The sequence below is a fragment of the Caulobacter sp. GW821-FHT12A07 genome, assembly GCF_058807655.1.
Genome location: NZ_JBXAQX010000016.1, coordinates 86,718 through 101,287, shown reverse-complemented (window position 1 = coordinate 101,287; position 14,570 = coordinate 86,718). Strand labels below are relative to the sequence as shown.

8 protein-coding genes are annotated in these 14,570 nt (G+C 68.2%); 5 read left to right on the top strand and 3 right to left on the bottom strand.

What is annotated here, in order from left to right:
- The first annotated feature begins 24 nt into the window (after positions 1-24).
- The 5 genes from AC1RRS_RS23765 to AC1RRS_RS23745 all read left to right on the top strand — a co-directional run bounded on the left by AC1RRS_RS23765 (position 25) and on the right by AC1RRS_RS23745 (position 9,706).
- Complete coding sequence (locus tag AC1RRS_RS23765; RefSeq protein ID WP_492857354.1) at positions 25-2,364, top strand: hypothetical protein; 2,340 nt, start codon at positions 25-27, stop codon at positions 2,362-2,364.
- 3 nt (positions 2,365-2,367) lie between these two features.
- Positions 2,368-3,030 (top strand): putative 2OG-Fe(II) oxygenase, encoded by a 663-nt coding sequence (locus AC1RRS_RS23760; protein WP_492857353.1) that lies wholly within the window; start codon positions 2,368-2,370, stop codon positions 3,028-3,030.
- A 71-nt stretch (positions 3,031-3,101) separates the two neighbouring features.
- Complete coding sequence (locus tag AC1RRS_RS23755) at positions 3,102-5,414, top strand: heparinase II/III domain-containing protein (protein ID WP_492857352.1); 2,313 nt, start codon at positions 3,102-3,104, stop codon at positions 5,412-5,414.
- Between the two features lie 230 nt (positions 5,415-5,644).
- Positions 5,645-8,593, top strand: a complete 2,949-nt coding sequence (locus AC1RRS_RS23750; RefSeq protein WP_492857351.1) for a TonB-dependent receptor — start codon at positions 5,645-5,647, stop codon at positions 8,591-8,593.
- A gap of 231 nt (positions 8,594-8,824) precedes the next feature.
- Positions 8,825-9,706, top strand: a complete 882-nt coding sequence (locus tag AC1RRS_RS23745) for a sulfotransferase family protein (RefSeq protein WP_492857350.1) — start codon at positions 8,825-8,827, stop codon at positions 9,704-9,706.
- A gap of 42 nt (positions 9,707-9,748) precedes the next feature.
- Here AC1RRS_RS23745 and AC1RRS_RS23740 read toward each other — a convergent pair whose 3' ends face one another.
- The 3 genes from AC1RRS_RS23740 to AC1RRS_RS23730 form a co-directional block, all read right to left on the bottom strand.
- Complete coding sequence (locus AC1RRS_RS23740) at positions 9,749-11,212, bottom strand: glycosyl hydrolase family 28 protein (RefSeq protein WP_492857348.1); 1,464 nt, start codon at positions 11,210-11,212, stop codon at positions 9,749-9,751.
- Positions 11,213-11,454: 242 nt separating this feature from the next.
- Positions 11,455-12,969, bottom strand: coding sequence for a tryptophan halogenase family protein (locus AC1RRS_RS23735; RefSeq protein WP_492857347.1), 1,515 nt, complete (start codon positions 12,967-12,969; stop codon positions 11,455-11,457).
- A complete protein-coding gene (locus AC1RRS_RS23730) occupies positions 12,966-14,483 on the bottom strand; it encodes a tryptophan halogenase family protein (protein ID WP_492857346.1) in 1,518 nt (505 codons plus the stop codon). The genes AC1RRS_RS23735 and AC1RRS_RS23730 overlap by 4 nt, the downstream gene beginning before the upstream one ends.
- Positions 14,484-14,570 lie beyond the last annotated feature (87 nt).

Genomic DNA, 14,570 nt, shown 5'->3' with positions numbered 1-14,570 from the left:
AACACTTCTCGGCGAGCGGCGCGCATGACCCGACATCACCTGATCCTCGGCGTCAGCGCGCTGCTGGGCTTGATCGCCTCGCAAGCCCAGGCCGCGTCCCCGCTGATCGACAAGGTCGTGTTCGGCGACGCGGCCTCCGAGACCGCTCACGCGGTCGACGCCAAGGCCTCGGAGCTGGTGACCGGTGGCCTGGGCATCGCGGCCCGACGCCTGCCGCCCGCGGCGCCGGGCGAGCGTTTCAGCGGCGAGCTGAAATTCAGCCTGGCGGTCGATCCGGCGATCCAGAACTACGCCTCGATCCGGCTGTGGGGCGGCGACGTCAACGACGGCAAGCTGGTGCTGTTCTGCGACGGCCGGCAGGTCGGCTATCGCCACCTCGGCGACGTCGAGATCCTCGACATCGGAACCCAGGCCCCGCCCTTCGCCGGGCGCTTCACCTACCGCACCTTTCCCCTGCCGATCACCCTGACCAGGGGCCGTTCGCGGCTGGACTGCGCCATCCGCGCCAGCGGGCCTTTCGCGGTCTACACCCAGAAGTTCGAGAGCTTCCAGAAGCCGATGGCCCAGGCCTCGCGGCCGATCTATGCGCTGTACGTCCACGCCGACCCGTTCCTCGACAGCGGCGATCCGGCGGGCCAGGCGCCGCCCCTGGCGGCCGCGCCGACGGCGGGACCCGAGGTGCTGGACGAGCTGAAGGCCCGCGTGAACCGCGAGATCGAGCGCAAGCTGGCCCAGCCGGGGCCGGTGGAGTTGCTCGAAGCCCAGTTCCTGGCCCGCGCCTATCGCCTGGACTGGACCAAGGCCTACCGGAATCCGGCCGTGCTGAAGAAGCTGGTGCAGGCCGGCGACGCCTATGCCGTGCGGTTCCAGGCCGATCCGACCAGCGTCTTCGTCGACGGCTCGCGCACCAATCCCGACTGGGAGGTGCTGGGTCCCTACGGCAAGGTGCTGCGCCTGCTGGGCGCCGACGTCGCGCCCTATCTCGACGCGCCGGTTGAAGGCGGAACGGGCGGCCGCCGCGAGGCCTACGCCCGGATGCTGGACGCCGGGCTGCGCTACGCCCTGACCCATCGGCGGCTCTACACCAACCAGTCGATGATCGTGGATCTGCAAGGGATCTACTGGAGCAACGAGGGCCTGCGGGCGCTGGCCAGTCCGCTGGCGCGGCCCGAGCCGCAGATGCGCAGGTTCCTCTACGAGTCGATGGGTCTGGCGCCCTGGAGCGGCAGCCTCGACGAGGCCGGCAAGCCGACCTTCTCCAGTTCCGCGGCCGACACTGGAAGCTTCCGTTCGGCGGACGGCTACAGGCTGTTCACCGACGCCGGGCTGTCCAAGGAGCTGGGCTATGTGGGCAGCTACGGCGAGATCCTCGACTGGGCGGCGGGCATCTATCTGGCCACCGCGCCAGGGCTGGGCGGGCAGGGCGATCCGGCTCTGCGCGACCAGCTGCTGAAGATGGCCCGGGCGCGCCTGCCGTTCCGCTATCCGGGGATCGACGCCGAGGGCGCGGCGACCATGCTGCTGGAGGCGCCGATCGGCTGGCGCGACCCGGTCTATCCCGGCGCGACCACCTATGTGCAGAAGTCCGGCTGGGACAACACGCCGTTCCAGGTCGCCGTCGCCACGCGCGATCCGCAGTTGATGGCGATCGCCCGCCAGGCCCTGGACGATGGTCAATACTACGCCGTGCTGCGCGACCGCCTGAAGGACAGGAACCAGCGCACCACGATCGGCCTGCTCGACGCCTATGACGAATGGTTGGCGGTGAAGGCCTGGCCCAAATCGAACGTGAAGCTGCCGATGACGCAGGGCCAGCCCGACTTCGTGTTCGCCGATCCCGAGGACGGAGTGGTGGCGATCAAGAACGGCGACGAGGTGCTCTACGCCTCGCTCTACTGGCGGGCCAATTGCGGGGTGAACCGGCTGGCGCGGTTCCACTATCAGACCCCGACCATCGACCGCATCGCCACCATCGCCGCGCGGGTGGATTTCGAGCCCAGCGGCAAGACCTGCGTGCGCCGCGCGACGCCGCACATCTCGGCCGGCTCGATCCCGATCGTCGCCTATCCGGGCGAGGCGCCGGCGGCGCTGGAGGGCGAGGTGCTGCCGGTGGCCAAGGGGCCGCCCGAGGCCCGCTACAAGGATCAGGACAACCCCTATGCCGGCCGCGGCCAGTACTACGAGGCGTCTTACGGTCCCTACCGCATCGCCATGAACGCCGGAACCAAGGCGGTGGTCGTCGCCCTGCCGAAGGCGGCGGGCGAGCGGATTGACTTGGTCACCAGGCGCAAGATCGCGCCGGACGCCGCGAGCCTGACCCTGGCGCCGGGCGCGACGGCGGTGATCTATTCGCCGGGGCGGTAGGCCATGACCCACGATCACGACCTGCGACTGGTCGCGCCGTTCAGCCCGACGATCATCAAGGCCACGATCCCGCCGGCCCTGGTCGAGCGCCTGAACGCCCGCATCGACGAGATCGTCGCCGATCGCGACGAGGTCGCCGCCCGCGACTGGTCGGCCCATCTGGCCGGGGCGGTCAGCACCGAGATCCGCTTCACCGACGTGATCCGCGAGACGGGCGAGCTGGCCGACTTCCTCTACGACGTGGCCCGCACCTTCACCTACCGGTGCGAGAACGCCCTGATGCACTTTTCCGACTACGAGCGCACCGAGGAGCTGGAAGCGAAAAAGCTGCGCATCGAGATCAAGGAAGGCTGGATCAACGACATGGTCGCCGGCGACTACAACCCGGCCCATTTCCACCAGGGCTGCCTCTATTCCAGCGTCGGTTTCCTGCGGGTGCCGCCCGGCTACGAGGCCGAGTTCGCGGCTGACAAGGCCCGGCAGAACACCGCCGGCTGCCTGCAGTTTATCGACAGCCGCAGCGCCGTGGGGGTCAAGAACCTGTTCACGGTCAAGCCCGTCGTTGGCGACTTCTACTTGTGGCCGTCGTGGATGCTGCACTGCGTCTACCCGTTCCGCAGCCAGGGCGTGCGGCGGTCGATGGCGGTGAACCTGGCCCTGGCCTGAGGCCGCTTGCGCCTTGTTCTGATATCGATATCATAATCGCAAGCCGGAAGAGCTTGCGGGGAGTGTTGCGCGTGAAGAGCCTGATGAAGCTGACGGTGTCCGGCCTGGCCCTGGCGGCCTGTCTCGTGGCGGGAGCCGCCAGCGCCCAGACCCTGAAGTCGGGCCATCCGTACCTGACCTTCAGCGACGCCCACGTCGCCCAGTTCAAGGCCCGCGTCGCCGAGGATCCGAACGCCAAGGCGGCCTGGACCAAGGCGAAAGCGGACGCCGACGCGGCCCTGGCGCGCAAGCCGGCCAACGACCGCGAGCTGAACGCGGCGCTGATGGGCCTCTCTTTGACCTACCGCATGACCGGCGAGCGCAAGTACGCCGACCGCGCCAAGGCCCTGCTCGACATCTATGCCGGCCGCGCCAACTGGGTGACCGACAAGCCGCTGCTGGCCCGCGACCCGGTGTGGAACTCCGACCTCGGCATGGGCACCAGCGCCTACACCTATGGCCTGACGTTCGACGCCATCCACGACGCCCTGACCCCGGCCGAGCGCGACCGCCTGGCCAAGGCCCTGGTCAAGGGCGCGATCGCCCCGACCCTGAACGACTGGGTCGACGGCAAGGAACGGATCCACAGCCTCGACACCATGGGCCACAACTGGTTCAGCCACATCGTCTTCGGCGCGGGCGTGGCGGCGATCGCGATCAAGACCGACGAGCCGCAGGCCGGCGCCTGGATCCGCCGCATCGACGAGGCGGCCGAGGAGTGGGCCAACTACGACGGCAGCGCCATCGAGACCAAGCCGCAGCACTTCGCCTCGAACGGGGCCTTCGTCGAGAGCGTCAACTACGCCGACTTCGCCGCCGAGGGTTACCTGCGCTTCAAGCGCGCCTGGCTGGACGCCTTCAAGGAAAAGCCGGCGGCGACGCCGCGCCTGACGGGGCTGGGCGACTACTTCATCCAGAACCTCTACCCGACCGCCGGCGGCTTCCTGTCGACCAATTTCGGCGACGGCAACCCGACCTCCAGCGGGGCCAGCGCCATCGCCAACCTGTGGGCCACGGGCGACCAGCAGGCCCGCTATCTGTGGTACCTGAACACCGTCCGCCCCGATCCCAAGCAGGACGTCTTCGCCGAGCCCGAGAACCTGGTGCAGTGGCCCTCGGCCAAGGCCTGGGCCTCGGTCGGCAAGAGCCCCGGCCTGCCGACCAGCTGGATCGACGACGACCTGGGGGCGGCGACCATGCGCTCGTCCTGGGCGCCGGACGCCACCTTCCTGGCCCTGCGCTCGGGCTTCACCTGGAACCACAACCACGCCGACGCCGGCAGCTTCATCCTCTGGCACAAGGGCAAGCAGCTGCTGATCGACTCCGGCAACAGCAGCTACGCCCGGCCCGAATACGACGGCTACTACCGCCAGAGCGTTGCCCACAACGTCGTGACGCTGGATGGCCAGGCCGAGCCGGAGAGCAACACCTACAACGGCTCGCATTTCGTGGGGCGGGTGGACCACCTGGTCGACGCCGGCGACCTGCGCTTCGTCTGGGCCGACGCCACGGGGCCGAACGCGGCGACCTTCGAGCGCAAGTACCGCAGCTTCCTGTGGGTGGGCGACACCATCCTGGTCATCGACGACCTGAAGGGCTGGAAGCCCGGCCGGTTCGAGTGGCTGCTGCACTACGAGGGCGAGGCCAAGCGCCAGGGCCAGGTGATCACCGTCAAGAACGGCGAGGCCGAGGTCGCCGTGCGGCCGCTGTTCCCGCAGACCCTGCCGGACGGCGGGCTGTTCAGCGACTATCCCGAGCTGCTGCGGATGGCCGAGGGCAAGGGACTGAAGGACCACGCGCCGGACGAGGCGCAAGCCTATCTGCGCCTGCAGGCGCCGGGCGTCACCGATCGCACCAAGTTCGTCGTCGCCCTGACGCCCAATGGTCCGGATCCCGCGCCGAAGATCGAGCGGGTCGAGGGCAAGGACTGGCTGATGACGCGGATCACCCAGAAGGGCGAGGTGACCGAGGTCTATCTCAACCTGCTGGCCGACGGCCGCATCCGCCACCGCAACGCCAACGCCGAACTGGGCGGCTGGCAGACCGACGCCTACCTTCTCGCCCTGACCTATCCGGAGGGCGGCTCGCCGCAGAAGCCCAGGCGGTGGTTCGTCGCCGACGGCAGCTATCTGCGCCGTGACGGCAAGGTGGAGCTGGACAGCCTGTCGAAGGCCTTCGTGGTCAAGACCCGGACCGGGCAGGGCGTCGAGGCCAGCATCCAGGGCCAGCCGACCTACGCCGTCCGCCTGGCCTGTGACGGAGCGAAAGCAATCAGGATCGACGGCGCCGCCAAGGCCTGCGAGGGCGACGTCGCCCTGGCCCGGCGCTCGCTTCCGCCGCGCTGAGAAACCTCTGAGACCTATTGTCGCATTTGTCAGACAAAAGAGTTGCCAGCTAACGATGATATCGATAACAATTGAGATGTAGCCGGTAAGGCGCGCCGTTCGAGCGCGCCGCCTGCTCGGGAGTGAAACGGGGCGCGCCAAGCGCCCGACGCCAACAGGAGAGCCCGCGCAAGCGGGACCAGACGGACCGCGCTAGCTTATCGGGCGCAGGTCTCGCAGGAGGGGAAACCATGCGAACCGAATTCCGCGCGCGGCTGCTGCTGACCGCATCGACCGCCGCCGTCGTCCTGGGCGCGGCCGGTCTGGCTCATGCCCAGACCGCGGCCCAGACCGGGGCTGCAACCACGGCCGCGCCGGCGACCGAAGAGACCGTCGAGGCGGTGGTCGTCACCGGCATCCGCCAGAGCCTGCAGTCGGCCGTGCAGGTGAAGAAGAACACGATGGAGGTCGTCGACTCCATCCGCGCCGAGGACATCGGCAAGCTGCCCGATCCCAACGTCGCCGAGACCCTGACCCGGATCCCGGGCGTGCAGGGCTATCGCTACGGCGGCGAGGGCGCTTCGCCCGTGGGCGTCGGCTCGGGGCTGACCATTCGGGGCCTGTCGGGCCAGACCGCCTCGCAGGTGGACGGCCGCTCCTACTTCACCGCCGGCGGCAGCGAGTTCAACATCGAGGGCGCCATCCCCGGCATGATCGCCGGCCTGGACGTCTACAAGAACCCCTCGGCCGAGCACATCGAGGGCGGCATCGGCGGCCTGATCGACATCAAGACCCGCCGGCCGCTCGACCTGCCCAAGATGTCGGGCAGCGTGGCGATCTCGGGCCGCTACAACGACATGGTCCAGCAGATGCAGCCGGAATATTTCGGCCTGGTCTCGCACAAGTGGGACGTGGGCGAAGGCGAGATGGGCCTGCTGCTCGGCGCCAACTACCAGAAGAGCTGGAACCGCTCGGACAACGCGCCGGGGCCCGGCGGGACCAACCTGCGCCGCGTGGCGCGGGCCGACAGCGGCGACTGCAACGCGACCAATCTCGGCTCGGCCTACAACGCCAGCTACACCGGCCGCTCCGACGTCTCGTGCCTGATCGGGGTGACCGACGCCCAGGCCCTGGCCATGTCGGCGACCGACCGCGCCAACCTGGTCAACATGGCCGGCGTGCAGATCAACATCAACGAAGAGGACATCCAGCGGACCCGCAAGGGCTTCGCCGGCGCCTTCCAGTGGAAGGTGCGCCCGGGCCTCGAGTTCTATGTCGACGGCAACTACAACTCCTACCTCTACCACCAGAGCTATCGGTTCCTGAACGGCTCGGACAGCCGCTACGTCCAGGGGCTGACGACGACGGGCTTCAGCACCACCGAGGGCCTGGCCAACCGCAACAGCAACGGCGGGACCGACGAGGTGCTGGCCGGCCAGCGCTTCGCCAGCGGCACGCTCCTGGGCTCGACCTTCAGCTCGATCGGCGGCGACGAGCATCGCCTGTACGAGACCTGGATCCTGGCCGGCGGCGCCAAGTGGTCGCCGACCGACGACCTCGACCTGAAGGCCGACCTCTCCTACGTGAAGGCCGACCAGAGCCAGGATAACCGCTCGGTGACCATGACCCCGAAGGCGGGCCTGACCTGGGACGTGAAGCGCTCGATCGGCACGCCGCAGACCGTGTCGATCAGCGGTCCGGACCTGGCCAATCCGGCCAACTGGGTGCTGGTCAACTACGCCAACGGCACCAACAACGTCTATGACGACGCCGGCCTGGCCGCCCAGCTCGACGGCAAGCTGCGCATCCACGACAGCTTCATCAAGGACGTGAAGTTCGGCGCGCGCTACTACCGGAAGAAGTCGAAGTTCTACAACTACTCCTTCAGCGGCAAGAACCTGACGACCGACGGCCTGGCCCTGACGGCCACCCAGTCGAACGGCATACTGGCCTCGACCGTGCAGGACCTCGTCGAGGGTTCGCACACCAACTGGTTCGACGGCGAGGCCGGCTATTCCGGCGGCTTCCTGACCTTCTCGCCCGACGCCCTGCTGGGCGACAACGTCCGCAACCGCTTTGCGCTTGCCGGCATACCGTCCGAGGACTCGCTGCCCGAGGTGCTGCTGTCGCGCCGCAAGGCGGTGGAAGAGACCCTGGCCGCCTACGGCGTGGTCGACTTCGCCTTCCTCGACGACCGCATCCGCGGCAACGCCGGCGTGCGGGTGGTGCGCACCAACCTCGAAGCCGAGGCCCGGGTCACCGACACCAGCGGGACGACCTCGGTCATCGTCCCCAACACCAAGAGCAACGAATATACCGACGTCCTGCCGACCCTGAACGTCACCGGCTACATCCAGGACGACCTGCTGCTGCGCTTCGGCTTCGGCAAGGGCCTGACCCGTCCCAGCGTCGGCGACATCAACCCGACGGTGTCGGTCAACCTGACCAGCGGCACGGGCAGCCAGGGCAACGCCAATCTCCAGCCGCTGCGGGCCTACAGCTACGACCTGTCGCTGGAGAAGTATTTCGGCTCGACCAGCTATGTCTCGGCCGCCGCCTTCTACAAGAAGGTCGACGGCTTCCCGATCGGGGTGGAGAGCTGCCAGACGGTGGCGACCTCGCAGCCCTATACCGGCGTGACGCCCAACAACTGCCCGACCGGCCAGTTCCGCATCACCCAGACCCAGAACGCCGACCCCGGCTTCGCCAAGGGCGTGGAGTTCGCGGCCCAGACCTTCTTCGACTACGACTTCGTGCCGGAGTTCCTGCACGACTTCGGGGTTCAGGGGTCCTACACCTGGGTCAAGACCGAGCTGCCGATCCTGATCAACGGCAAGGTCGTCAAGGTGCGCCAGCCCTTCCAGTCGGACCAGAACTGGAGCCTGGCGGGTCTCTACGAGAACAAGATCGTCTCGGCGCGGCTCGTCTACACCTACCGCTCGGACTACGTGCTGTTCGGCGTGGCCGCCAACCCGATCGATGGCCGCTACCTGAAGGGCTACGGCCTGCTCGACGCCTCGGTGAACCTCAACCTGCGCGACGATCTCACCCTGTCGCTGACGGCCTCGAACCTGACCAACAAGGCCCCGATCCGCTATGTCGGCGAGCCCGACAACGGCTACGACACCGACGTCCTGCGCCAGTACTTCATGAACGGCCGGGTCTACGGGATCAGCCTCCGCTACAAGTTCGGCGGCTAGCCGCCGGACGCATCCTTTCCTCTCCCGAGGGCTGGGGCGCCGTCCGCGAGACGGCGCCCTTTCTTTTGGTTGGAGCGCGGGGAGAGGAGGGCGGCTGAAACGCTTCCGATACGCCGGATAGGAACCGACACGCTCTCGTTGTTCGCCGTAGCCGGGCGCACATCTGGGGGACTCAAAACCAGACTGAACTGATCCCGCGGGCCGCAGTTGGCGGCCGGGAAAGCGGTCAGCATGTCGATCTACGAAACCGTCTACAGACTGATGGTCTCCCTGCCTTCGGCCGACGGCGAGATCCACGAGCCGGTCAAGGCCGCCATCCGCAGCGCCGGCGCCCGCAACCGCCAGATCCTGCTGTCCTATCCGCCCAAGGTCGGCGGCACCTTCATGCGCACGGCGCTGATCCACCTGCTGGGCAAGCACTACAAGGCGGGGCTGTCGCGCGGCTCCTACGCCAATTGCGACCACTCCCGCGACCCGTACTTCCCGCTGCTGCTGAACCAGCACCTGGTGAAGGGCGAGCGCCCGCAGGCGACGGTGATGCACCTGCACATGTACCCCAACCGCCATGCGACCGACATTCTGGAGGTCTTCGGGGTGTCGGTGGTGCTGGCCTCGCGCAACATCTTCGACGCCCTGGTCAGCCTGCGCGACATGCATGAGAAGGCGCAGGCCGACGGCCGGCGGATGGACGACGCCCTGCTGCACTCGGGCCGCAGCTACTATGAGATGGACGCGCGCGAGCGCCGCCACAGCCTGGTCCACATCGCGCCGCTCTGGTACGCGCGGTTCTACGGCCAGTGGCTCGACCACCAGCGGCGCCGCCTGGCCGAGGGGCGGCCCGCGCCCCTCTGGCTGAAGTACGAACAGCTGCGCACCGACCCGCGCGGGGCCTTGGCCCTGCTCGCCGCCCATGTCGATCCGGGCAACGCCTACAGCGAGGCCGAGCTCGACGCGGCCCTGGCGCTCAGCCTGACCGACAAGGAGAGCGTGCGCCTCAACAAGGGCGTCGCCGGACGTGGCGACGCCTTCTTCTCGGACGAGGAGAAGCAGGCGATCCGCGCCATCCTGGCGCCCGCGGGCGAGGAGGCGCTGGTCGAACTGGGCGTGCTGTAGGCGTCGGCGTCTCGGGCGAAAACCACGCGAGGCCTTGGACGCCTAGCGGAACCTCAACCCCACCACCTCGCCGGTGACGGCGATGTCGCCGTCCTGGGGCGCCTTGATCGGCTTGCCGCCGATGGTCAGGTTGTCGATCGTGACGTTCTTGACGGCGGTGGTCGCCGACAGGCCCCGGATGATCGACTGGCTGGGCAGGCCCTCGCCGGTGAAGGCGACGTTGCGGATCACGACGCCGTCGATCCCGCGTCCCGCCGCCTTGTTGTAGCGGGGGTTGTTTCCGGCCACGAGGTTGATCAACTTGCCCTCCTCGATCCGGTCTACGCGGATGTCGCTGAAGGTGATGTTCCTGATCAGGGTGCTGTCGCCGGAATAGGCGGCGATCACGCCCTCCCAGTCCGGATCATCCTCGTCGAGATTGGCCACGTCGATGTTGGCGAAGGTCACGTCGCGGATCGTGCGGGGATCGGCGTTGTCGCCGAAGTGGCCGACATAGAGGGCGTGGGCGACGTCGACCCACAGCCGCATGTTCGAGACCTTGATGTCGAAGGTGTCGCCCGGCGGGTTGGGATCGGGAACGCCGGTCTGGGCGGCCTTGGCGCGGCACAGCGGGCAGTCGGCGACCGCGTAGACCACCACGGCGTCGTCGGACACCCGCAGATAGCCGTCGGCCACCGTCACATGGCGCGAGGTCGAGATGTTGATCCCGTCCGACCACTTGCCCGAGGTGAAGCCGGTCAGCTGGCTGACGCTGACGTTCGCCGAATTGCGGATGTTCATCACTCGGGCGGCGTCCTTGCGGTCGCTGTTGACGATGATCAGGTCGGAGACCTCGACGTCGCGGGCTTTTTCCAGGTCGATCGCCCGGCCCGGATCCCACAGCAGGCCGCGGCCGGAGATCTTCACGTCGCTGACGCCGGAAAGCTCGAAGGCGCCCTTCAGCACCGCCCCGCCGTCGAGATAGACCTTCTGGCCCGACTTGACCGGGAAGTAGTCCAGGCCCGCCGGCGGCGTGTGGAAGCCGGGGCCGAAATAGACGACGTCGCCGCCGGCCGGGCGCGGCGGGGGCAGGGCGCCGGCCACGATGTGCAGGTTGCGCAGGCGGTCGTCGTCGAACTGCAGCGAAAACCGCTCGGGCCTGGTCAGTGTCATGCGCAGGACCGGGCCCTGGCGCTGGGGCTTCACGGCGCTCGACAGCGGCGCGACCGAGACCTCGGCGAAGCGGCCGTTGTTCTTCATCACCTCCAGTTCGACCGTCCCGTCGAAGTCGAAATAGACCATCGAGGCGTTCAGCTTGGTGTCGGTGTCGACCTGCACCCGGTATTCGTAGAGATCGCGCCATTGCCCGCCGGGCTCGCGCACGCGGACGGTGAAGTCGTCGTTGTGGGCCGCGTACAGCAGCTGCGGCGGAACCGGATAGGTCCGCAGCTCGCCGGCCAGGGCCGTCCCGCCCAGCATCAGCAGCGCGGCCAGCGCCGTCGCGGCGCGCGTCTTCCCGTGGCTCATCCGTCTCCGCCCGTATTGGTTATCGATCTTATGATATCGATATCAATGGTGGGTGTGGGAGGCAAGCGGGCGAAGGGCGGGCGGCTTGCAAACAAGCTTGTCATCCCGGCCGGAGGCGCGCAGCGCCGTAGAGCCGGGACCTCGCACACTGGCAGTTTCTGAACGGTGCGAGGTCCCGGCGCTCCGCTGCGCTACGGCCGGGATGACAAACTTCCTTGGCCGAGCGAGGCTCTCGCTGAGCCCTAAGCCGCCTCCGCCTGCCGCACGCGGTCGGCCACGAAGGCCATGTGGTCGGGCATGGTGTCGGCCGAGCGGGCGATGACCGCGCGGATCTCGTTCATGCGGGCGCGCAGCAGGTCGTCGCTCATGACGTCGGCCATTGGGTCCCAGCCCTTGGGCTTGAGCCCCTGGCCGACCATGACGGCGAACCAGGATGTGTCGTTGAACAGCTCCTCGTTCTCGCGGAAGATCCGGCCGTGGCTCTCGAAGACGGCGATCTTGTCGGCCAGGTAGTCGGGGGTCGGCATCTCCCGCAGATAATCCCAGTAGGGCGTGTCCGAGCGCTCGGTGGCCTTGTAGTGCAGGATCAGGAAGTCGCGGATCTTCTCGTACTCGAAGGTCATCACCCGGTTGTAGCGGTCGATGTCGGGCTGCTGGAACCGGCGGTCGGGGAACATGGCCAGAAGGCGCGAGATGCCCACCTGGATCAGGTGGATGCTCTGGCTTTCCAGCGGCTCCATGAAGCCGGCCGACAGGCCGATGGCCACGACGTTCTTGTTCCAGCTCTTCTTGCGGCGGCCGGCCTTGAAGCGCAGCAGGTTGGGATCGGCCAGGGGCTCGCCGTCGAGATTGGCGAGCAGATAGGCCGTGGCCTCGTCCTCGCTGATGTGCGCGCTGGAGAAGGCGTAGCCATTGCCGATGCGGTGCTGCAGCGGGATCCGCCACTGCCAGCCGGCCGGGCGGGCGGTGGCGCGGGTGACCGGGTCGGTCGAGCCGCCGGAGGCGCAAGGGAGCGCCACGGCGCGGTCGTTGAGCAGCCAGTGCGACCAGTCCTCGAAGCCGCTCTTCAGCGCGCCCTCGATCAAGAGGCCGCGGAAGCCCGAGCAGTCGATGAAGAGGTCGCCCTCGACGAGCGTCCCGTTCTCCAGCGTCACCGACTCCACGAAGCCGTCGGTCCCGCGCAGGGCGACGTCGGTGATCCTGCCCTCGATGCGGCGCACGTGGCGGGCCTCGGCGTAGTCGCGCAGGAAGCGGGCGTAGAGGCCGGCGTCGAAGTGGAAGGCGTAGGCGATGTCGCCCAGCGGCGAGTTCTTCTGGCCCGTCGGGCGCTGGAACCGGGCCTGTGAGGCCGCCAGCGACTGCAGGGAGTATTCGGAAAGGTCGGCGGCCTCGCCCATCGCCTGGTAGCGCAGCCAGTAGGCGTGGAACGACACCCCCTCCATGTCGACGCCGTAGGGGCCGAAGGGGTGGTGGTAGGTGTGGCCGATCTGCTTCCAGTCGCGGAACTCGATGGCCAGCTTGTAGGTGGCCTTGGTGCGACGCAGGAAGTCGTCCTCGTCGAGCCCCAGCATGCGGTTGAACATGTTGATCTGGGGGATGGTCGACTCGCCGACCCCGACCGTGCCGATGGCCTCGCTCTCGATGACGGTCACCTTGGTGACCCCGTCCTTGAGGAAGCGTCCCAGGGCGGCGGCGGTCATCCAGCCGGCCGTGCCGCCGCCGACGATGACGACGTGGCGGATGCGGTCGTTCGTCATGCGGGAACTCCTTCGCTGGCCCCGCAGTAGCGGGCGACGAAATCGGCGTGGCTGGGCATGGCTTCGGCCGTGCGGGTGATCAGGGTCGAAAGGTGCGAGAGGCGCTGCAACACCTGGTCGCCTGGCAGGCTGTCGACCAGCGGGTCCCATTCCTCCGGCACGATCCCCTGGCCCAGCAGCACGGCCAGCCAGTTGGGCTCGTGGAAGAGGTCGTAGTCGGAGGGGAACCAGCGGCCGCGATGGGCGAACAGCTCCATGCGCCGCGCCAGGCTGTCGGGCACGGTCATCGACGACAGGTAGCGCCAGTAGTCGGTGTCGTCGCGGCGGGTGGCGTGGAAGTGCAGGACCACGAAGTCGCGGATGCGATCGACCTGCTCGGCGGTCAGGCGGTTGTATTCGTCGATCTCCAGCGGATCGACGCCGTGGCCGGGGAACAGGGCCAGCAGCTTGGTGATGCCGGCCTGGATCATGTGGATGCTGGTGCTTTCCAGCGGCTCGATGAAGCCGGCCGACAGGCCGATCGAGCAGACGTTCTTCTCCCAGGCCCGCTCGCGACGGCCCGGCGTGAAGCGCAGGAAGTTGGGCTCGTCGGTCGGCCGGCCGTCGAGATTGGTCAGCAGGGTGTCGAGCGCCCGCTCGTCGTCGACGTGATGGCTGGAATAGACGTAGCCGTTGCCGATGCGGTGCTGCAGCGGGATGCGCCACTGCCAGCCGCCCTCGCGGGCCGTGGCGCGGGTGAAGGGCGTCAGGCCGTCGCCGCCCAGCTCGCACGGGATGGCCACGGCGCGGTCGTTGGGCAGCCAGCGGCTCCAGTCCTGGTAGGGGACCTTCAGGGCCTGGCCGATCAGCAGGCCGCGGAAGCCCGAGCAGTCGACGAAGAACTCGCCCTCCACCCGGCGGCCGTCCTCCAGGACCACGGCCTCGACGAAGCCGGTCTCGGCGTGCTGGTCGACCTGCGCGATCCGGCCCTCGACGCGGGTGACGCCGCGGGCCTCGGCGAAGCCGCGCAGGAAGCGGGCGTAGAGGCCGGCGTCGAAATGGTAGGCGTACCTGAGGCTCGACATCACCTTGGCCGGATCGGGATCGGGCAGGGCGAAACGCCAGCGCCGGGCGGCGGCCTCGGTCAGGTTGAAGTCGCCGATCGGGCCGGCCTGGCTGGCGAACTTGCGCCAGACCTGGTGGAACTTCACGCCCTCCAGGTCGAGGCCGAAGGTCCCGAACGGGTGGTGGTAGGTCTCGCCGATCGCGCCCCAGTCGACGAACTCGATGCCCAGCTTGAAGCTGGCCTTAGTGGCCCGCATGAAGGCGCGCTCGTCCAGGCCCAGCATGGCGTTGAAGGTCAGGATCGGCGGGATGGTGGCCTCGCCAACGCCCACCGTGCCGATGGCCTCGGACTCGACGAGGGTGATCTTCAGGCCCTGGGCGCTGAGGGTCTTGGCCAGGGCGGCGGCGGTCATCCAGCCGGCCGTGCCGCCGCCGACAATGACCACGGACTTCAGCCGTTGGTCTGACATGGTAAGCCCCTTCCACCCCGAAGATCTTATGTCTGGACGGCCTTTTTGACCGTTTCAAGCGGGTCGTAAATTGACGACGCTGTCGGC